Annotated in this window: 22 protein-coding genes; 9 read left to right on the top strand and 13 right to left on the bottom strand. The window is 64.2% G+C overall.

The window, feature by feature from the left end; translation table 11 throughout:
- Window positions 1-13: 13 nt before the first annotated feature.
- From AC07YS_RS26340 to AC07YS_RS26380, 9 genes are all read right to left on the bottom strand, one after another.
- Window positions 14-658, bottom strand: coding sequence for a YdcF family protein (locus AC07YS_RS26340; RefSeq protein WP_489059354.1), 645 nt, complete (start codon window positions 656-658; stop codon window positions 14-16).
- Entirely contained in the window at window positions 655-1,350 is a 696-nt protein-coding gene (locus AC07YS_RS26345; RefSeq protein WP_062474254.1) for a DUF484 family protein, read from the bottom strand. Before AC07YS_RS26345 ends, AC07YS_RS26340 begins: the two co-directional genes overlap by 4 nt.
- Window positions 1,347-2,231: a diaminopimelate epimerase gene (gene dapF / locus AC07YS_RS26350; protein ID WP_492686305.1), complete on the bottom strand. Its 885-nt coding sequence runs from the start codon at window positions 2,229-2,231 to the stop codon at window positions 1,347-1,349. The genes AC07YS_RS26345 and dapF overlap by 4 nt, the downstream gene beginning before the upstream one ends.
- A gap of 76 nt (window positions 2,232-2,307) precedes the next feature.
- On the bottom strand, window positions 2,308-3,129 hold the full coding sequence (locus AC07YS_RS26355; RefSeq protein ID WP_495269140.1) for an alpha/beta fold hydrolase: 822 nt from the start codon (window positions 3,127-3,129) through the stop codon (window positions 2,308-2,310).
- A 57-nt stretch (window positions 3,130-3,186) separates the two neighbouring features.
- Window positions 3,187-4,770 carry an MFS transporter gene (locus AC07YS_RS26360; protein WP_495269141.1) on the bottom strand — a complete coding sequence of 528 codons (1,584 nt, stop codon included), beginning with the start codon at window positions 4,768-4,770 and terminating at the stop codon, window positions 3,187-3,189.
- Window positions 4,763-5,161: a DoxX family protein gene (locus AC07YS_RS26365; protein ID WP_495261897.1), complete on the bottom strand. Its 399-nt coding sequence runs from the start codon at window positions 5,159-5,161 to the stop codon at window positions 4,763-4,765. Before AC07YS_RS26365 ends, AC07YS_RS26360 begins: the two co-directional genes overlap by 8 nt.
- An 8-nt stretch (window positions 5,162-5,169) precedes the next feature.
- Window positions 5,170-7,062: an amidohydrolase gene (locus AC07YS_RS26370; RefSeq protein WP_495269159.1), complete on the bottom strand. Its 1,893-nt coding sequence runs from the start codon at window positions 7,060-7,062 to the stop codon at window positions 5,170-5,172.
- 80 nt (window positions 7,063-7,142) lie between these two features.
- Complete coding sequence (locus AC07YS_RS26375; RefSeq protein WP_159273859.1) at window positions 7,143-7,439, bottom strand: DUF1427 family protein; 297 nt, start codon at window positions 7,437-7,439, stop codon at window positions 7,143-7,145.
- 29 nt (window positions 7,440-7,468) lie between these two features.
- Window positions 7,469-8,122: a hydrolase gene (locus AC07YS_RS26380; RefSeq protein WP_062474264.1), complete on the bottom strand. Its 654-nt coding sequence runs from the start codon at window positions 8,120-8,122 to the stop codon at window positions 7,469-7,471.
- 179 nt (window positions 8,123-8,301) lie between these two features.
- Between AC07YS_RS26380 and AC07YS_RS26385 the strand changes: the two genes are divergently transcribed.
- Window positions 8,302-9,213: a LysR family transcriptional regulator gene (locus tag AC07YS_RS26385; RefSeq protein ID WP_056575757.1), complete on the top strand. Its 912-nt coding sequence runs from the start codon at window positions 8,302-8,304 to the stop codon at window positions 9,211-9,213.
- Window positions 9,214-9,234: 21 nt separating this feature from the next.
- Here AC07YS_RS26385 and AC07YS_RS26390 read toward each other — a convergent pair whose 3' ends face one another.
- Complete coding sequence (locus AC07YS_RS26390) at window positions 9,235-9,864, bottom strand: 2-hydroxychromene-2-carboxylate isomerase (RefSeq protein ID WP_070060143.1); 630 nt, start codon at window positions 9,862-9,864, stop codon at window positions 9,235-9,237.
- Window positions 9,865-10,028: 164 nt separating this feature from the next.
- Between AC07YS_RS26390 and AC07YS_RS26395 the strand changes: the two genes are divergently transcribed.
- Window positions 10,029-10,874, top strand: coding sequence for an alpha/beta hydrolase (locus AC07YS_RS26395; protein ID WP_235944225.1), 846 nt, complete (start codon window positions 10,029-10,031; stop codon window positions 10,872-10,874).
- Between the two features lie 24 nt (window positions 10,875-10,898).
- On the opposite strand, the gene AC07YS_RS26400 is transcribed toward AC07YS_RS26395, so the two are convergent.
- Both AC07YS_RS26400 and AC07YS_RS26405 read right to left on the bottom strand, forming a co-directional pair.
- On the bottom strand, window positions 10,899-11,189 hold the full coding sequence (locus AC07YS_RS26400) for a putative quinol monooxygenase (RefSeq protein WP_492686310.1): 291 nt from the start codon (window positions 11,187-11,189) through the stop codon (window positions 10,899-10,901).
- Window positions 11,190-11,350: 161 nt separating this feature from the next.
- Entirely contained in the window at window positions 11,351-12,313 is a 963-nt protein-coding gene (locus AC07YS_RS26405; protein WP_495269142.1) for an AraC family transcriptional regulator, read from the bottom strand.
- Between AC07YS_RS26405 and AC07YS_RS26410 the strand changes: the two genes are divergently transcribed.
- A complete protein-coding gene (locus AC07YS_RS26410; protein ID WP_495269143.1) occupies window positions 12,297-12,506 on the top strand; it encodes a hypothetical protein in 210 nt (69 codons plus the stop codon). The two genes, AC07YS_RS26405 and AC07YS_RS26410, sit on opposite strands and share 17 nt — an antisense overlap.
- A 49-nt stretch (window positions 12,507-12,555) precedes the next feature.
- On the opposite strand, the gene AC07YS_RS26415 is transcribed toward AC07YS_RS26410, so the two are convergent.
- Window positions 12,556-12,876, bottom strand: a complete 321-nt coding sequence (locus AC07YS_RS26415; protein WP_495269144.1) for a hypothetical protein — start codon at window positions 12,874-12,876, stop codon at window positions 12,556-12,558.
- A 380-nt stretch (window positions 12,877-13,256) separates the two neighbouring features.
- On the opposite strand from AC07YS_RS26415, the gene AC07YS_RS26420 reads away from it, so the two are divergent.
- The 6 genes from AC07YS_RS26420 to dkgB all read left to right on the top strand — a co-directional run bounded on the left by AC07YS_RS26420 (window position 13,257) and on the right by dkgB (window position 19,793).
- A complete protein-coding gene (locus AC07YS_RS26420) occupies window positions 13,257-14,582 on the top strand; it encodes a serine/threonine protein kinase (RefSeq protein WP_495269145.1) in 1,326 nt (441 codons plus the stop codon).
- 12 nt (window positions 14,583-14,594) lie between these two features.
- Entirely contained in the window at window positions 14,595-15,704 is a 1,110-nt protein-coding gene (locus AC07YS_RS26425) for a UvrD-helicase domain-containing protein (protein ID WP_495269146.1), read from the top strand.
- Between the two features lie 4 nt (window positions 15,705-15,708).
- Entirely contained in the window at window positions 15,709-17,052 is a 1,344-nt protein-coding gene (locus tag AC07YS_RS26430) for a hypothetical protein (RefSeq protein ID WP_495269147.1), read from the top strand.
- A gap of 14 nt (window positions 17,053-17,066) precedes the next feature.
- Window positions 17,067-17,567, top strand: a complete 501-nt coding sequence (locus AC07YS_RS26435) for a hypothetical protein (protein WP_495269148.1) — start codon at window positions 17,067-17,069, stop codon at window positions 17,565-17,567.
- 150 nt (window positions 17,568-17,717) lie between these two features.
- The gene (locus AC07YS_RS26440; protein WP_062474273.1) at window positions 17,718-18,920 is read left to right on the top strand and encodes an MFS transporter; all 1,203 of its coding nucleotides are present in this window, start codon (window positions 17,718-17,720) and stop codon (window positions 18,918-18,920) included.
- 51 nt (window positions 18,921-18,971) lie between these two features.
- Window positions 18,972-19,793: a 2,5-didehydrogluconate reductase DkgB gene (gene dkgB / locus AC07YS_RS26445; protein ID WP_495269149.1), complete on the top strand. Its 822-nt coding sequence runs from the start codon at window positions 18,972-18,974 to the stop codon at window positions 19,791-19,793.
- The last annotated feature ends 97 nt before the right edge of the window (window positions 19,794-19,890 follow it).

The raw sequence follows: 19,890 nt of genomic DNA on the forward strand, positions 1-19,890 counted from the left end.
GCGCCCGCGCTAGCTAGAACAGATAACCGAGCGATGCATTGTTCACGATGGCGGCGGGCTCACGCAATGCGCCCTTGAACAGCATGCCCCAGCGGCGCCAGCACGAGGTGGGCGCGGCGGCGTACTGCACGTCGAAGGCCTGGTCGAAGCCGCTGGCACGCACCAGCCGCTCGATGCGCCACAGGTGGTACGGCTCCGACACGATGATCACGCTGCGCACGCCATTGGCTTCGAGCACCGTGCGCGACAGCGACAGGTTGGCGCGCGTGGACGACGACACCGACTCCAGCACCATCGGCCCCGTGTAGCCCTCGGCCGTGGCGTGGTCGCGCATCACCTCGGCCTCGATGCGGCCGTCTTCCACGTCGACGCCGCCCGAGAACACCAGCGTCTGCGCGCGACCCGCGCGCGCCAGCACGATGCCCTGGTCGACCCGGCCCGTGAGGCAGGGGTTGGGCTTGCCGTCGAGGTAGGCGCGGTTGCCCAGCACCAGCGCCACGTCGGCCGCGCGCGGCATCGGGCCGGCCAGTGCGGCCTCGGCACGCTGCCAGATCACGCCCGCGATGGCGGCATACGTCAGCACGCCGGCCAGCAAGACCACGCACAGGCCGGTCAGCCAAGGCCGGCGGCGCCACCCGCTTCGCGCGGAACGGCTCAAGGGCGCAGCCGCGACAGCGCGCCCGACGACAGCTCGGCGATGCGCTCGAGAAAGTCCGTGCCCATTTCGGCGTTGAAGCGCTGCGCGTCCGGCGAGGCCAGCACCAGCAGGCCGAAGGCCGGCGACTCGGCGTCGGGGCGCAGCGGAATCAGCGCGATCGACGCGGCGCCCTGCGGCTCGGGCAGCCAGTTGGCCGCCTCGAAGCCCGCGTTGAGCCCGCAGTACGGCGAAGTGAGCGAGGTGGCCAGCGCCTTCACGTCGTCGCTCACCCACTGGGCATAGGCTTCGTTCAGGTACTCGGTGCCGCAGTCCCACACCTTGATGGCCGTTTGCGGCACCAGGAACAGCGACTGCAGGTCGACCGCGATGCGGTACGGCAGGCTGCGCGGGTCGCGCGTGGTCAGCAGGCCCTTGGTCCAGCGCTGCAGGCGGTCGGCGATGACGACGTTTTCGGTGCCGTGGCGCACCATGTCCATCAGGCGGTGTTCCAGCGCCTTGATCTTCTCGCGCAGCATCTCGGCCTGGCGCTCCTGCAGGCTCACGGCGCGGTTGCCGTGCGGGCTGGTGAGCTGCACCTGCGCCAGGAGTTGGGCATGGCGTTCGAAGAAGTCGGGCGTGTTCGACAGGTAGTTCGCGATGTCGTCTTCGGTGATCGGGTTCATGGCGTTGTTGTCGTGGGTGAATTGGGTCATGGCTGTTCCGAAATGTCGGGCACGTCGATCTCGCCCTCGAACACCGTCGTGGCCGGTCCTGTCATGAGCACCGGCCGGCCGTCGCCCTGCCACTCGATCGTGAGAATGCCGCCGTGCGTCTGCACGTCGACACGGGAATCCAGCAGCCCCAGGCGGATGCCCGCCACCACGGCCGCGCAGGCGCCCGTGCCGCAGGCCAGCGTTTCGCCGGCGCCGCGCTCGAACACCCGCAGCTTGATGTGGGTGCGGTCGACCACCTGCATGAAGCCCGCGTTCACGCGCTGCGGAAAGCGCGGGTGGTGCTCGATCTGCGGGCCCTGCTCGGCCACGGGCGCGGTGTCGACGTTGTCGACCACCTGCACCGCGTGCGGGTTGCCCATGGACAGCACCGCTACCGAAACGATAGCGCTGCCGGCCCGGGTGCCCAGCGCCAGGTGCCAGGTCTGCCACGCGCCTTCGTGCTGCGGGTCGAGCCCGGCCGTGTCGAAGGGCACGCGCGCCGGCTCGAAGACCGGGGCGCCCATGTCGACCGTCACGCGGCCGTCGTCGCCCATGCGCGGCTCGATCACGCCGGCCAGCGTCTGCACGCGCACGTCTTTCTTCTCGGTCAGGCCGTGCTCGCTCACGAAGCGCATGAAACAGCGCGCCCCGTTGCCGCACTGCTCCACCTCGCCGCCGTCGGCGTTGTGGATCACGTACTGGAAGTCGATGCCTGCAGCGGGCGACGGGCGCACCGTGAGGATCTGGTCGGCGCCGACGCCGAAATGGCGGTCGGCCAGGAAGCGGTACTGCGCGGCCGTGAGGCCCAGCGTGCCGCGCGTTTCGTCCAGCACGACGAAATCGTTGCCGGCTCCCTGCATCTTGGTAAAGCGGATTCGCATCGCCGGATTATCGCCACCGGCGCCGCCCTTCGCGCCGGAAGGGCCGCAGGGCGCGGCCCTTTCGACACACCCGGCCTCAGCCCTGGATGAACGCCAGCAGGTCGGCGTTGACCTGCGCCGCGTGCGTGGTGCAGGTGGCGTGCGGCGCGCCGGCGTACACCTTGAGCTGGCTGCCCTTGATCATTTCGGCCGCCAGCTTGCCCGTGGCCTCGAAGGGCACGACCTGGTCGTCGCCGCCGTGGATCACCAGCGTGGGCACATCGATCTTCGCCATGTCGGGGCGGAAGTCGGTCTCGGAGAACGCCGTCACGCAGTCGATGGTGGCCTTGATCGAGGCCTGCAGCGCGATCTGCAGCGTCTGCTTGAACACGCCCTGCGACACCTTCGCGCCCGGGCGGTTGGTGCCGTAGAACAGCGTGCTGAAGTCGTCGATGAACTGCGCCCGGTCGGCGGCCAGCCCGGCGCGGATGCCCGCGAAGAGCGACGCCTCGGGCCCCACGGGATGGTCGGGCGTCTTCATGAACAGCGGCGTCACCGCGCTGATGAGCGCCAGCTTCGCCACGCGCGCGCTGCCCTTGCGCGCGATGTAGCGCGTGACGTCGCCGCCGCCCATCGAGAAGCCCGCCAGGATCACGTCCTTGAGGTCGAGCGTTTCGATCAGCTCGGCGATGTCGTCGGCGAAGGTGTCGTAGTCGTAGCCGGTCCAGGGCTGGCTGGAGCGGCCGAAACCGCGGCGGTCGAACGCGATGACGCGGTAGCCGCGCTCGGCGAAGAACAGCATCTGGGCGTCCCACATGTCGGCACTCAACGGCCAGCCGTGGCTGAAGACGATGGGCTGGCCGCTGCCCCAGTCCTTGTAATAGAGCTCGGTGCCGTCGCGAAGGGTCAGTGTGGTCATGGTTTTTCCTTGAGATGGACGAAAGGGTGAAAGGGAAAGAGAAAGAATCCGCGCCGCTCAGAGCGCCAGGAAGTGATGCACCTCGGGCTTGCCCGGGCCGATGTGAAAGCGCAGCGCCTCGGCCTGCAGGTCGGCGTCGGCGTGCGACACGCGGTGGTGCTGGCGCAGGTGCTCGGCCCACGACTCCACGAGGAACCACTCCATCACGCGCTCGGCATCGGCCGTGTGCTCGTGCACGCCCCAGGCGTAGGCGCCGTCGCGGCGGCGCTCCAGCGACAGGCGCTTCATCGCATCGAGGAACGCCGGCCGGTCTTCCTTGCGGATGCGGTACTCGACCTGGATCATCACCGGCCCGCGGTCGTGCGCCACCGGCTCGGCCAGGAGCGGCTCGGGCCAGTGGTTCGAGGCCTGCAGGTCGGCCTCGCCGGCGGGCAGCCGCACGCGATGGAACACCAGCCCCATCACCACCAGCCCCGCGGCGCCCGCCACCAGCGTGGCCGGCACGCCGATCTGCTGCGCCACCAGGCCCCAACCCAGGCTGCCGGCGGCCATGGCGCCGTTGAACACCGTGAGGTACACGGCCAGCCCGCGCCCGCGCACCCAGTTCGGCAGGATCGACTGCGCCACCCCGTTGAGCGTGGTCAGCGCAATGATCCAGCCCAGCCCCAGCACGCCCAGCATCGGCACCGCCAGCCATTGCGGCGGCGCGAACACCAGCGCGCCCATCACCGCGGCGGTGAGCAGCGAGGCCAGCAGCAGCATGCCGTCGGCATCGAGCCGCGCACGCAGCCGCGGCATCACCAGCGCGCCGCCGATGGCCCCCGCGCCCACGGCGCCGAGCAGGATGCCGTAGAAGCTCGCCGTGCCGCCGAGCATCTGGCGCGCCACCAGCGGCAGCAGCGCCCACACCGAACTGGCGAACAGGAAGAACACCGCCGCGCGCAGCAGCACCACGTGCAGCTCCTTGCTGGCCCGCGTGTAGCGCAGGCCGGCGCGGAAGGCGCCGAAGAAGTTCTCGGACAACCCGCTGTCCACCGCCGCCGGGCGCTTCCACCACAACAGCGCCGCGATCACGAACACATAGCTCAGCACGTCCAGCCCGTAAGTGGCGGCCGCGCCGAAGCTCGCCAGGATCAGCCCGCCCGCCGCCGGCCCGATGGAGCGCGCGATGTTGATGCCCAGCGAGTTCAGCGCCACCGCGCCCTTGAGCTCGCTGCGCGGCACCAGCTCCGGCACGATCGACTGCCAGGTCGGCCCCATGAGCGCCGCACCGATGCCGCCCACGAAGGTCAGCGCAATCAGGTACTCGACCGTGAGCGTGCCCGTGTGCGACAGCAGCAGCAGCGTGCCGCTCACCGCGGCCAGCAGCACCTGCACGAAGATCAGGAAGCGCCGGCGGTCGAGGATGTCCGAGAGCACCCCCGCCGGAATCGCCAGCAAAAAGATCGGCAGCGTCGCCGCCGTCTGGATCAGCGCCACCGCCGTCGGGCTGGCCGACAGGTCGGTCACCAGCCACGAGCTGGCCACGTCGCGCATGAAGCTGCCGATGTTGCCCAGCACCGTGGCGGCCCACAGCACGGCGAAGACCGGCTGGCGCAGCGGCGCGAACGCGCCGGCGGCTTTGGCTTGGGGCTCAGTCATCGTGGCGCTCCTTGAGGTCGAGCCAGGCAACGAGCACGAAGCCGCCGACCAGGCCCAGGTGTTCGAAGAAGGAGTTGGCCGCCATGAAGCGTTCCTGCCCCAGCGGCATCTCCCAGAAACGCAGCGCGACGAAGGTCGCCATGAGCGTGAAGCCGCCCAGCGCGAGCGCGCCGAGCCAGCGCCAGAAGCCGGTGAGGATGAGCGCCGCGGCGCCCAGCTCCAGCACGATCACCGCCACGGCCAGCGGGCCGGCCGGCGCCAGGCCGAAGTGGTTCATCTCGGCGATGGCGGCGTTGAAGTCCAGCGCCTTGTTCAGGCCGCCCTGCAGGTAGGCCGCGCACAGCAGCAGCAAGGCGATCCAGCGCACGGCGGGCGAAAGGGTCCAGTGCATGGCCTTCATCACACCGCCCAGCAGGCGCAACCCAGCGCACCCCAGAAGCTCTTCAGGTCGGCGATGGGCAGCTTGCTGCTCCAGGCCGTCGCGTGGCTGTGGCCGTGCACGTTGCAGTCGTTGGCGCAGGCGCACGACATCGCGGCGTTGCGCATCACCTTCTGCAGCGGTGCGCCCTCGGCCGTGTCGGCCCAGCCGGCATAGCCCCCGAAGGTGCGCGCGGGCGACCAGTCGGGCATGGCGGGCGGCAGGCCGCCTTCGTCGTGCGCGGCGAACGGGCCGGCGCCGTAGACCACCTTGCCGCCCACCATCGTGAGCAGCGCCGTGGTGTCGGCAATCTCCGATTCGGCGCAGGCGAAGAAGTCGCGGTCGGGCACCACCAGGTCGGCCAGCTGGCCTTCCTGGATGCGGCCCTTCTTGCCCTCCTCGTTCGAGAACCAGGTGACGTTCTCGGTCCACATGCGCAGCGCCGCCTCGCGGTCCAGGCAGTTGCGCTGCGGGTACAGCTGCATGCCGCCCACCGTCTTGCCCGTGACCAGCCACGACAGCGACACCCACGGGTTGTACGAGGCCACGCGCGTCGCGTCGGTGCCGGCCGACACCTTCAGGCCGCGCTCCAGCATCTTCTTGACCGGCGGCGTGGCCTCGGCCGCGCCGGGGCCGTAGCGCTCCACGAAATACTCGCCTTGGTAGGCCATGCGGTGCTGCACCGCCACGCCGCCGCCCAGCGCGGCGATGCGGTCCATCGACTTCTCGGAAATCGTCTCGGCATGGTCGAAGAACCAGTTCAGGCCGGCCAGCGGTGTGTCCTTGTTGACCTTCTCGAACACGTCAAGCGAGCGGCTGATGGTTTCGTCGTAGGTCGCGTGCATGCGCCAGGGCCAGCGGTTCTGCGCCAGGATGCGCACCACGCCTTCGAGGTCGCCTTCCATCTCGGGCGCCATGTCGGGGCGCGGCTGGCGGAAGTCTTCGAAGTCGGCCGCCGAGAACACCAGCATCTCGCCCGCGCCGTTGTGGCGGAAGTAGTCGTCGCCCTGCTTGTACCTGGAGTTGGCGGTCCAGTTCAGGAAGTCGTCCTTCTCGGCCTTGGGCTTCTGCGTGAAGAGGTTGTAGGCCAGGCGGATCGTGAGCTGCCCGTCGTCGTGCAGCTTCTGGATCACTTCATAGTCGTCGGGGTAGTTCTGGTTGCCGCCGCCCGCGTCGATGGCGCCGGTCACGCCCAGGCGGTTGAGCTCGCGCATGAAGTGGCGCGTCGAATTGAGCTGGTAGTCGAAGGGCAGCTTCGGCCCCTTGGCCAGCGTGGCGTAGAGGATGGCCGCGTTCGGCTTGGCCAGCAGCAGGCCCGTGGGGTTGCCGGCGCTGTCGCGCACGATCTCGCCGCCGGGCGGCGCGGGCGTCTCCTTGGTGTAGCCCACGGCGCGCAGCGCGGCGCCGTTGAGCAGTGCGCGGTCGTACAGGTGCAGGATGAACACCGGCGTGTCGGGCGCCACCGCGTTCAGCTCGGCCAGGGTCGGCAGGCGCTTCTCGACGAACTGGTGCTCGGTGAAGCCGCCCACCACGCGCACCCACTGCGGCGCAGGCGTGATCGCCACCTGGCGCTTGAGCATGCCCATGGCATCGGCCAGGCTCTTCACGCCGTCCCAGCGCAGCTCCATGTTGTAGTTCAGGCCGCCGCGAATGATGTGCAGGTGGTTGTCGATGAGGCCCGGCAGCACGCGCTGGCCCTGCAGGTCGATCACGCGGGTGTGGCTGCCGGCCAGCGGCAGCACGTCTTCGGCGCGGCCCACGCGGGTGAAGCGGCCGTCCTTGATGGCCACCGCGTCGGCCGTGGGGTTGGCACGGTCCAGCGTGGTGAAGCGGCCGTTGCGCAGGATGAGGTCGGGGGTCTGGGTGGTGGCCATGGTGGATGCGGGTGCGAGGGTGGTGGCGGCAAGGGCGCCGAGGGCGCCCAGGAAGTGGCGGCGTTGCGGGTCGGGAGCGTTCATGCGTCGCTCCGTTCGGACGGGCGGCTGCCGGCGGCGGCAGACTTCACCGCCCCGGGCTGCGCGCAGGTCGGCAGCTCGCCGAACACGTGCGGCTTGACCTGGTCATGCAGCCACGAGGTGGCGGCCGGCCGGTCGAACACCTGCCGCACCAGCGGCGGGATTTGCTCGCCGAGCAGGATGCCCAGCAGGCCCACCAGGGCGATCACCGGCGGCGCCGGCGAGCGCACCTGGAAGAGCGCGTAGATCACGCCGACCAGCAGGCCGAGCGCGAGGGAAACGACATAGGTCTTCATGGTCGGTCGGCCTTGCGGGTGCGCTGCGCTCAACCCTCGTGGGCGCCGAACATCGTCTTGGCGTACGTCACGCCCAGACCGTAGGCGCCGCCCACCTTCTTCGCAATACCGGTCGTCAACTCGTAGGTGTCGCCACGCGCCCAGTCGCGCTGCAGCTCGAGCAGGTACTGCAGCGAGGTCATCGGCTGCGCGCCGGCCTGCACCATGCGCTCCATCGCGCGGTTGTGCGCCTCGGTGGACACGTCGCCGCAGGCGTCGGCAATCACGTACACCTCGAAGCCCTGGTCCAGCGCCGACAGCGCCGGGCCCACGATGCACACGCTGGTCCACAGGCCCGCCAGCACGATGCGCGGCTTGCCGATGGCGTTCACGCGCTCGATCACGGCGGCGTCTTCCCAGGTGTTCATCGAGGTGCGGTCCAGCATCTTCTGGCCGGGGAAGGCGTCGGTGATCTCGCTGAACATCGGGCCCGAAAAACTCTTCTCGGCCACCGTCGTGAGGATGGTCGACACCTTGAAGCCGGCCGCCGCCTGCGCCACCAGCGCGGCGTTGTTGCGCAGGTTCACGGCGTCGATCGAGTGCGTGGCAAAGGCCATCTGCGACTGGAAGTCGATCATCACCAGCGTGTGGTCGGTGGGGGTGAGCAGCTTGGCGCCGGCGGTGGGGGTGGCTTGGACGGTCATGAAAGGCTCCTTCGGCAAATTTGGGTGCGTGGATATTCGATTCGGTTCACAATCGCTTTCGGAGGGAATTTCCTTGGCGTGGGCTGAATCATCCGGTGCACACAGGGCCCCATCGACGAAACTTTTCACCATCAATGATCGAAGTTTTCGATCATTGCTTTTCCTGCGAGGAACGCCCCGTGCTCAAGCTCACCCTGGAAGCCATCGAGGTCGTCGACGCCATCGCGCGCCACGGCTCCTTTGCCGCCGCCGCCGCGCGGCTGAACAAGGTGCCCTCCACCATCTCCTACGCCGTGGGCAAGCTCGAAGAGCAGCTGGGCATGCTGCTGTTCGAGCGCAACGGCCCGCGCGTGACCCTCACCGCCGCCGGCGAGGAAATGCTCAAGGAAGGCCGCTGGCTGCTGGGCGCCGCGAGCGACCTCGAATCGCGCATGCGGCAGATTGCCACCGGCTATGAATCAGAACTGCGGCTGGTGCACGACTCGCTCATTCCCACGCAGGCCTTCATGGACGACATCCGCGCCTTCGAAGACCTGCGCTGCGGCACGCGGCTGCGCATCGGCTGCGAGGCGCTCACCGGCAGCTGGGAGGCGCTGCGCGAGGGCCGCGCCGACATCGTCGTGGCCGCGGGCGAAGGCCCGGCCGGCGGCGGCCACCAGGCCGTGGCCGTGGGCAGCCTGGCGTTCGCCTTCTGCGTGGCGCCCACCCACCCGCTCACGCGGCTGAAGCGCCCCGTGCAGCGCGGCGACCTCATCGACTGCAACGCCATCGTGGTCGGCGACACCGCGCGCACCCTGTCGGACCGCACCGTGGGCCTCATGGCCGGCCAGCCGCGCATCACCGTGCCGTCGATGGCCGCCAAGGTCGCCTGCCAGGTCGCCGGGCTGGGCCACGGCTTCTTGCCGCGCGCCTGCATCACCGACGAGCTGGCGCGCGGCACGCTGGTCGAACTGCCGACCGAGGAACCGCGCGCACCCGAAGCCTTCTGGCTCGCGTGGAAGACCGGCGCGCAGGGCCAGGCGCTGCGCTGGTGGCGCGAGCGGCTGCACCGCACGCTCGTGCCCGCGCTGCTGCCGCGCTCGTTCCTCTGAAGAAAAAAGAGAGCCTGTCGCTCAGCCGCCGGCGCGCAGCTTGTCGAGCGCCCGGTCGAGAAACGCCAACCGGTCTTGTCCCCAGAAGCGCTCGCCGTTCAGGATGAACGTGGGCGCGCCGAACACGCCCGCTTCCACCGCGTCGGCGCTGTTGGCGCGGTACACGGCCAGCACCTCGGCCGACTGCTCCAGCGCCTGCAGCGCCGCGCCGTCGTAGCCGTTTTCATCGGCGATCGCGATGCGCACCGCGGCCTGCGCCGTGTCGCGCTCCTCGGCCCACAGCGCGCGCAGCAGCGCGTGCGACAGCGGCTGCGCGTCGAGGCCCTGCAGCTGGGCGGCGATCACCATCCAGCCGGGGTACTTGTTCCAGTTCGGGTCGGTCGGCGCGCCCTTCGGGTAGTGCGCGGGCTCCAGGTTCATCGGCATGCCGAGGTAATCGCGCCAGCGCGACAGCTCCAGCGCGTGGTACGTGCGGCGCGGCTCGGGGCGCGTCTTCAGCGGAATGCCGCCGGTCTGCGGCACCACCGCCTGGAAGTCGTAGGGCTTGAGCGTGAGCTGCACATGGTGGCGGCGCACGATGTCTTGCAGTTGCGGGCCGCCGAGGTAGGCCCAGGGCGAGGAAAGGCTGTAGTAGCAGTCGATGGCGATCATGCGGGGATTATCTTCAGCCCCCGGCCGGCGCGCCGCGCGCCACGGCCATACACCTCGCAACGCACCGCCTCGCGAACGCGGTGAAACTACGCCCCTTGCGCGTTGTGCACCGGCCGGGCCCTGCCCTTGCGATGCCACGCCGCCACTTTCCCGGGAGCCCTGATTTGCAGAAGAACACCCAAGCCAAGATTGCCCGCATTGCCCTGTCGGCCTCGGCCGCCGCCATTGGCAGCCTGGCCGCCTACTGGACCCTGCTCGCCACGCGCCAGGGCCACATTCTTTTCAACGCCCGCAAGCTGCCCGTGGTGCATCTGTCGGACGACTTCTCGACCTACTCGCACCCCGTGCCCGGCGGCATGGTGCGCGGCTACGTGTACCACCCGCAGGGCGAAGACGCGCTGCAGGACCTGTTCATCTACTTCGCCGGCCGCGGCGAAGACGTGCGCGCCACCGCGCAGATGCTGCACTGGCTGCCCGAGGGCTTCGGCTTTGCGGCACTCAACTACCGGGGCGTGGCCGACTCGCAGGGCGCGCCGTCCGAGATCGCCTCCGTGGCCGACGCCGCCCAGTTCGCCAGCCACCTGCGCCGCGCCTTTCCGCAGGCGCGCCTGCACGTGGTGGGCCGCAGCCTGGGCACCGGCGTGGCCATCCAGCTCGTGGCGCGGCAGGAATTTGCGAGCCTGCAGCTCATCACCCCCTACGACTCGCTGCTCGAAGTCGCCAAGAAGCGCTTTCCGCTCGTGCCGCTGTCGCTGTTGCTGCGGCACCGCTTCAACTCCATCGAGCACAGCAAGGAAGTCGCCGCCAAGACCCAGGTGCTGCTCGCCGCGAAGGACGACGTGGTGCCGCACGAACGCTCCGAAAAACTCATCGCCGCCTGGCCCACGCCCGTGAGCGTGCAGACCGTGTCGAACTCGGACCACCACAACATCACCGGGCTCGAAGAGACCTGGCTGATGCTGGTGGACTTTGCGTTGACGGCGGTGTTGCCGGAGACGAAGGCGGCGTAGGGAGCGCAAGCGGCCAGGGCTTTTTCAAAGCTCCCTGCAATAGCAGCTGACAGGCTCCCGCGCCAACTCCCCCGCCAGCGCCTCCCAGGCCCCCGACGCCACCGCGCCCGCAATGTGCGCCTGGTGGTGCGCCTGCGACGCCCACGATTCGACCAGCGTGAAAACGCAGTCGTTGTCGCTGCGCCCGAACAGCCGAACACCCCGGCACCCATCCGCCGATGGCAGCGACTGCTTGACCTGGTTCATGAGCTCCGCGAACGCAGACGCGCGCTCGGGCTTGGCTTCGAAAGTGATGATGACGTTGATCGGGTCCATGGACATTTCTTCTTCGCGTTGGCTTGTGGATTCAATGAATGAATGAAAAGAGAGAGCAGGCAGGTTAGCCAGCCCCCTCCCCCGCGCCTAGGCACGAAGCTGCGAAGAAATTGACCATGGCTGCGAAGGACACACGCAGCCACGCCGGGATCACCCAGGCATCACGCCGCCTGCATGCGCCGCACGTACTCCGCAGGCGTCGTCTCGAACCGTCTGCGAAACGCGCGATTGAAATGCGCCGCGCTCTCGAACCCCACCTTGGCAGCCGCATCGCCGGGGCGCAGCCCGGCGCCCAGCATCAGCGAGCGCGCCTCTTCCAGGCGCAGGTCGCGAATGCAGCGCATCGGCGTGACGCCGGCCACCTCGCGAAAGCTGTGCGCGAAGTGCGAGGGGCTCATGTGGACGTGGCTCGCGATCTCGGCCACCGACAGCGGCCGGCCCAGATGGCGGCGCATGAAGGCGATGGCCGTCTGTATGCGCGCGCCGGCCTTGGTGACGGCGCCCGCGCTGCGGATGGCGGCGGCCGCCTCGGAGCGCAACAGCCGCAGCACGATTTCCTCGACGGCCAGCGGCGCGAGCGTGCGGCGGTCCACCGGGTCATCGGCCGCCAGCAGCAGGCGGGCGAAGGCCTCTACCACCTCCGGCCCCACCGGGGCCGTGAAGTGCTCGCGCACGCGGGCGGGCTCGGCCGGCAGTGCTCCGCCGCCTTCGGCCAATGCGAGGACCGACTTGACCAGCACGTCGGGCGGCAGGTCCAGATGAATGGCCAGGTACGGCGCCGCGGCGCTCGCCCCGACGACCGTGCCGAGGCACGCGACCTCGGCCCCGAGCACCAGGCACTGCGTGGCGCCGTAGGCCAGCGAACGGCCGCCGCCGAGGTGCGCGGTCTTGCGGCCCTGCAAGACCACCACCACGCCCGGCGTGAGGCGCTGGGTTTTCTCGTAGCGGATCGGGTGTGAGAAGCGGTAGCAGCGCAGGCCCGGGTACAGCGCGTCGGTGCGGCCGTCCGCAGGGGTTCGCGCTGCGACCATGTCGCGCAGGCGGGTCCAGGCGGCGGGAAGGAAGGTGGCCTCTTCGGGTTTGTTGTTGGTGCTGTCGTCGGCGGCAATGAGCGCAACTGGCATCGGCTTTGTCGTGGAGAAGAGAGAACGCTGGAAAGCGAACGGGATGCGCAGCGTAGCCGGTCAGCGCGCGCCCGTGCGCGTGCAGGCCGTGTCGAACTCGGACCCCCACAACATCACCGGGCTCGAAGAGACGTGGTTGATGCTGGTGGACTTTGCGTTGACGGCGGCGTTGCCGGAGACGAAGGCGGCTTGAGGGTCGCGAGCCGGTCGTGAGGCAGAGGCTTCACGCCGGCCGCCGGGGGCTAGGCCGGCTTGAGCGAGGGGTGCGCTTGCAGCGCATCGCGTACCGCGCCGGCTGTTGCGTTGACGGTGGCGATGCGCGTCATCAACGCTTCGTTGAGCAGGCGCAGCAAGGCGCTCAGTTCGGTGCGGGTGGGGGTGAGTTCTTCGCTGTCGTTCAGGCCGCTGGTGTCTACGAGCTTTTCTAGGGCGGTGTAGGCGCGCATTACAGCGTTGAGGTTGTCGGCGTCGTCGCAGGCTTGGGCAGCGAGGTCGTCAAGGTCGGAAGTCGGAGAAGTGGGACGGGCGCTCGGTTGCGCTGGGACGGATGCAGATTCAGCCATGTGCGGCCTCCGAAGGGATTTTGGTTTGCCACAACCGACGCCCCCGCTTCCAAACGATGGCGGCAGCTCGAACGGGTTGGAAGACCGGAAAACCCCTTGTAGAGAAACCGGCAGGACTCGCGCCCTCCCGTCCGAGCCGCCTAAAAAAGCAGCGCGAACGAAAAAGCCGCAGACCATGTGCGGGTCCTGCGGCTTTCGTCGCAGGGGTTTTTTGCGGGCTTCCAAACCCGATCACGCTTTTTTTGCGCGACCAAACAGTATATCTACGGACTCGATCACAACCACGTAGATCAACCGTTTAATAACTGTCAAATGGGTGTAACCCAAGGGGCAAGTTCGCGCAACAGCGAGCTACGATGAGAAAAACAGGAGGTTGGAGCGTGATCGACGTAAGAAAAATTGATGGGCAAATTTTCCGAGGCTGGCATGTTGGCACCGAAATCGGCCGTGGAGCCGACGGCATTGTCTACAAGGCATCTCAAGAGGAACGAGAGGTTGCCTTAAAGCTTTTCTTTCCCGAAGTCGTTCAGAAAAACGGCTTGGGTGAGGAACGCGAACGCTTGGAGTTGCAGCTCGGGCTAGTTGGTGAAAAACATCACCCTCATCTTGTAGAGATTTACGAAGGAGGGATCGACGAAGAGTCTCAGACTCTTTACCTGGCCATGGAATATGTACCAGGCAACTCTCTCGATAAGGTACTTGACACCCTCCCACGTCAAGCAATTGCCCCTCTTTTAAAGCAGTTAGCTGAGGCAGCAAGGTTTTTGCATGATCGAGGCCTTGCTCATAGAGATATTAAGCCTGCGAATATTGTGGTTAGCGAAGACTTTTCCACATTGACCCTACTAGACCTGGGCGTTGCCACTCGCGACATTGAAAACGCCGATGAAAAACAGCTATCAGGAGATGAGTTTGTTGCATCCGTTCGTTACAGTCCGCCTGAATTTGTCTGGAGAGATGAGGCCCGATCGGACCTGAACGCATGGACGGCAATTTCTTATTATCAAATCGGGGCCACACTCCACGACATGTTAATGAAGAAGCCAATTTTTCAAGGCTTTGATGCACCGAGAGCAAGACTTTACGATGCCGTACGGCTCAGGGCTCCAGAAATTAATGCCCCTGATTGCGAGTCGTGGCTCGCTCAGGTCGCGAGAGCATGCTTAGTTAAAAGTTGGCGTGAGCGATTGAAAATCGTGAATTGGGATTTGTTCGCAGGGCCTCCAGCTACCGGAGGTGAAACATCGCTAAAACTTTTGGACATTCGTTTGAGGCAAGTTCTCGCTGACCAAGAGAAGATACGAATGGCTGAAGAGAAGGCGGGGCAGCCGCAACCAGACAGAATTCAAGAGCTATGGAGACTCCAAAGCGACACTTTTCTTCGAATCCGACAATTCCTGATGACTACCGACGTCTTTCCTCGTTTCAGTGGGACTCACGAGCAAAGCACGAATGCAAGATATACCCTTAAGTATCATTTTGAAAAAAACGAAGACTTACTCTTCAAAAAATCTCTTCTCGTAGAAATCATATTTGCGGTGAGCCCGTCCACACAATTGACCACCGATCTAACTTTAATTGCCTCGACAGAAGAGCAGGAAATATCACACTCTGCGTGGTCTGAGGCTTTTACCGTTGAGACCGCCTCCGACTTGTGTCAAAGAGCTTTAATTCAGCTTGCCGAACAAATGATTGAAGCTCAATAAATCGAGGAAAAAATGTCGCACACATTTTGGGTTAATGACAAACAGCTCGATGCCGAACAAGGCATGGCAATTCAAGGTCAAAAAGAGGATGCAAGCTTCTTGCTTCGTGGCCCGGCAGGCTCCGGAAAAACAAATGTCTTATTGCTTCGCGCAAGATGGTTGAAGTTCAAAAAAATAAGCGACATTCGAATCGTTGTTTTTACCTCAAGCCTCAAGACATTTATGCAGGAGGGATGCATTCAGTATGGAATTGAACCTGAATGCGTAGTGACCGGGATGCAGTTTTTTCGCGACCTTCTTGTTGAATACGGCGTCGATTTCGAGCGAACGGGAAATTTTCAGGAAGATCGAGATCTTCTCGCTGGAAAAGTTAAGGCTTTAATTGAATCAAAGAAAATATCTGAAATTTATCAAGCAATTCTAGTCGATGAATCTCAAGACTATACAGACACAGAGCTACTCATCTTCCGGCAGCTTACGAGGCGTTTGGTTCTTGCGGCAGATTCGCGTCAATCGATTTATCGAGTAACGCATACGACTGGTCTGCCGGAGCAACTTGTGCAGGAAAACGCACTCACATTGAAGTATCACTATCGGAGCGGCTTTAAGCTTTGCACGGTTGCTGATGCCATATTGAAGGACAACGTGAACTTTCCACCGATGAAAGGGGAATGCAAGTATGACGAGGACGCTCGCCCCTCCTCAGTCGAACTTCACGAATTGGCGACATTCGCCGATCAGATAAATGCGATGCTCCAAAAAATCGCTGGACAGCTAGACCTCTATCCGGGCGAGAAGGTAGGTGTTCTTTTTCCCAAACGCGAACAGGAAGCGGAGTTCTCTCAGGCACTCGTGTCTGCGGGCCTTCCACAAGATCGAGTCTGGAGTGACACCCTACACGGAGGCAAGGGATGGGAGTTCAGGGCTGTGCACATTGGCGGCTGCGAAGCGCTATACAAGATGGGGGCAACTCAAAAGCGGCTTGTCTACACTGGGATCTTGCGTGGTCGAACGGCTGCGAACCTCTACTACTCTGGTACCGTTCCGGGATACCTCGATAGTGCCGTTGCGCAGCTTGCGCCCCCTCCCGCTGATCCTGAACTATCTCAACTGTTCGGATAAATTTATGACTGAACAGAAGCTCCAATCTTTACGCCAAATCTTTGAAGAAGACCGACAACTAGGAAAAAAAGTCGGGGATCTTTTTTCTTCGACAAAAACGCAAGAGCAAACCGTCCATCTTTGCGCCTATGAAGACAAGGATGCATTGGGGTTACCAGTTGTTGTAATTCCCTCCAAAGACGACCTCGAAAGCTTTTTCGCAGATATCGCCACCTATTTCCCTGAGCGCGCTCCAATATCAGCATACGCACACGTCGTAAGTGTATCGTCGTACCAAGCCTTGACGTTGCAGTCCAAGGCTCGCAACAAACAGCTTCGTGATAAACGTGAGTTGTCTGCATTGATTGGACTGACTCTCGGCGAAGGTCTTTCAATGCAGCGATCCATCGGCGGTCAACCTGGATTTCCCAATTACTCGTCGTGCAAGAGAACCCTTTCTTATTGTGTTGCTCGCGCTGCATTTCTCTATCCTAACCTTTCGACATCAGAAGTCGTAACGCGCTGGCTTCAGATTCGACAAATGACCGGCATGGATTCGTCCTCTGCGATGGCCTCCGTCATCAATTGGTCTACCGAACTAATTAAAGGAGATCTCTCGACGCAGGAGGACTCGGAATTGGGAGGGATAACTGAAGCATTATCTAAGTACCTAAAAAAACGCGCCCCACGCGAACTTTTAGCCACTCACCTGATGTCTCTCTATCCAGGTCTTCGCGAAACTGCGCCTCTACTGTATGACGCGTACGACAAGCGCATCGACGTATTCAGCGCGATCGTTAAGGCAATCCGCGAGGGAAGTAGGGGAGAAATTATGGACTCCCTTAGCGTCGCCTTCTTTTGCAACCTGATATTGCCCGGCTCATTTTCTCATGCAGTTCTTATTGAGAGGCTTGGCCCTATCTTTCCACATAGCATGTTGTGGTATGGCTTATTTGCAGGCTCTTCGGACGAGTTCACATGGACCTCAACCGTGGGTAGCATTGCTCAGAAACTCCTACGCGATTTAGTTTCGCCCTTTGATCTGACGCAGCGACCAACATGCGACATTTCCATCGAAGAATACGAGGTACTTGCAAGACTGCCACTACGCGCTGAAGTTCTAAAGCCGACTCAGGCTAAGGCGGTCTTAGTTTCCTTGTATCCAGGCGTTGAAGTGTATGTAAGGTCAGTGATGGAAGATGACGAGGGGAGCGAGAGAAATTCTATTTCGAACATGATGGCCGAGCGAAATTCCCGCCTTTCTCGTGTCCGCGACCTCCTGCGACATGCGGATCAAATTCTTGAGGAAGACCGTTATCTCGAGCAGCCCCCTCGCTACTCAACGAGGCCGACTAGAAAGCCGCGATAAAACCCAGATCGAAAATGAACTCATTCGAAACACTGCCTTTCTATCGAGGTTTGTCGCGTGATATTCCGCTCGATCGCCCATCACTACTTCATACCCGCAAAGATCGAAACCCGAGGGATACGCCAATTCATTTGCACGATGCAGCCAATGCATGGTTCAAGGAATCGTTTGGAGTACCGTATCGCAGTGAAGCACTTTTTCTGACGCCAAATCGAATAATTGCTCAATTCTATGGGAAATCACCCGATCACTGCGTGCGCGTCATACCGCTAGATGCCTATTCATATTGTTGGTCAAGTAAGTACGCTGATTTTTTGCATTTAGCAAAAGACACTCCGACCCCAGACGAACTGACGCGCCGCCTCAATGACTCAGGCTACAGCACAACAAATCTAGCTTTAGCTCATAGCAGTGGCAATGAGTTAATGCTCTATTGCGAAATGTATTTAGCAGTACCTATCGGACTACTCAATTCGAACGCTGAGCCAATGCCGACGTCAAACATCATTCTTTGATCATGATCGGCCTCTGACGCAGCAGCTGTCTCTTTCTAGTAGGAAACACATTCACTCTTGCTGCTGCAGCAATTATTTTCTGCTACGCACCCCCTTAATTCGCAAAGGTAACCGCAAGACACTCCTCCTCATCCCAGAAGGAGTGCTCTCATGCCAATCGCCTTACTCGCGCTGACCCTCAGCGCCTTCGCCATCGGAACGACCGAGTTCGTCATCGTTGGCCTCATTCCCACCGTCGCTGCCGACCTCGGCATCGGCCTTCCCTCGGCGGGCCTGCTGGTCAGCCTCTATGCGCTGGGCGTTGCCATTGGCGCGCCGGTGCTCACGGCCCTCACGGGCAAGCTGCCGCGCAAGGCGCTGCTGCTCGGGCTGATGGCGCTCTTCACGGTCGGCAACCTGCTGGCGTGGCAGGCGCCCAGCTATGAATCGCTGATTGCCGCCCGCGTGCTCACGGGGCTGGCGCACGGGGTGTTCTTCTCGATCGGCTCGACGATTGCCACCGGCCTGGTGCCGAAGGAAAAGGCGGCGAGCGCCATCGCGATCATGTTCACGGGCCTCACGGTGGCGCTGGTCACGGGCGTGCCGCTGGGCACGTTCATCGGACAGCACTTCGGCTGGCGCGAGACTTTCCTGGCGGTGTCGGCGTTGGGCGTGATCGCCTTCGTGGGCAGCTGGATCTTCGTGCCGGGCAACATCCGCCACACGCCGCCGGCCTCGCTGGCGCAACAAGCGAAGGTGCTGGCCGAGCCGCGCCTGCTGCTGGTGTATGCCAAGACGGCCATCGGCTATGGCGGCTCGTTCATTCCGTTCACGTTCCTCGCGCCGATCCTCACCGACGTGTCGGGCTTCAGCGCCGGCGCGGTGGGCTGGGTGATGCTGGTGTACGGCATCTCGGTGGCGGTGGGCAACATCTGGGGCGGCAAGCTGGCCGACCGCATGGGCCCGATTCCGGCGCTGAAGATCATCTTTGCGCTGCTGGCGGCCGTGCTGCTGGTCTTCAACTTCGCGGCGCCGCACAAGTGGCTGGCGCTGGTGGCGGTGCTGATGTGGGGCGCGGTGGCATTCGGCAACGTGCCGGGGCTGCAGGTGTACGTGGTGAAGCAGGCCGAACGCTTCACGCCGCAGGCGGTGGACGTGGCCTCGGGCCTGAACATCGCGGCCTTCAACCTGGGCATTGCGGGCGCGGCCTGGGCCGGCGGTTTGATCGTGACGCACCTCGGGCTGATGCACACGCCCTGGATCGGCGCACTCGTCGTGCTGGTGTCGCTGGCCCTCACGCAGTGGAGCGGCTCGCTCGACCGCCGTGCCGGCATTCCGGTGCGCGCCTCGGGGCCGGTGCCGGTCGGGCACTGAGTCCTCTCCCCTCTTCTTTTTCTTTCTTTGAACACAAGGAACACACACGCCATGACCACGAACATCCACACCCCCATTCCCGCCTTCGGCCTCGGCACCTTCCGCCTGCAGGGCCAGGTGGTGATCGACTCGGTGAAGAACGGCCTCGACCTGGGCTACCGCACGATCGACACGGCGCAGATCTACGGCAACGAAGCCGAGGTGGGCCAGGCGATTGCCGAAAGCGGCGTGGCCCGCAACGAGCTCTTCATCACCACCAAGATCTGGACCGACCACTACGCGAAGAGCAAGCTGGTGCCCAGCCTGAAAGACAGCCTTGCCAAGCTGCGCACAGACCATGTGGACCTGACGCTGATCCACTGGCCCTCGCCCGCCAACGCGGTGCCGGTGGCGGAGTTCATGGGCGCGCTGGCCGAGGCCAAGGCGCTGGGGCTCACGAAGCAGATCGGCGTGTCGAACTTCAACATCGCGCTGATGCAAGAAGCCATTGCGGCCGTGGGCGCATCGGCCATCGCCACCAACCAGATCGAGCTGCACCCCTACCTGCAGAACCGCAAGGTGGCGGCCTTCGCGCAGAGCCAGGGCATCCGCATCACCTCGTACATGACGCTGGCCTACGGCAAGGTGCTGAACGACCCGGTGATCGGCGCGATTGCCACGGCGCACGGCGCCACGCCCGCGCAGGTGGTGCTGGCCTGGGCGATGCAACTGGGCTACGCGGTGATCCCGTCGTCGACGAAGCGCGCGAACCTCGAGAGCAACCTGAAGGCGCAGCAACTGACGCTGACCGAAGCCGAGATGGCGCAGATCGCCACGCTCGACCGGGGCGAGCGGCTGACCGATCCGCAAGGGCTGTCGCCGGCGTGGGATTGATCACCCCGGCCATTCCCGGCCGCTTTTGTGCGACCGCATTCGCGGGTCGCGCGTGCGCCGATGACGCGCTCCCAACCGGTTGACGATAGACAACAGT

It is taken from the genome of Variovorax sp. GW458-11-26-14-LB1 (genome assembly GCF_059423965.1).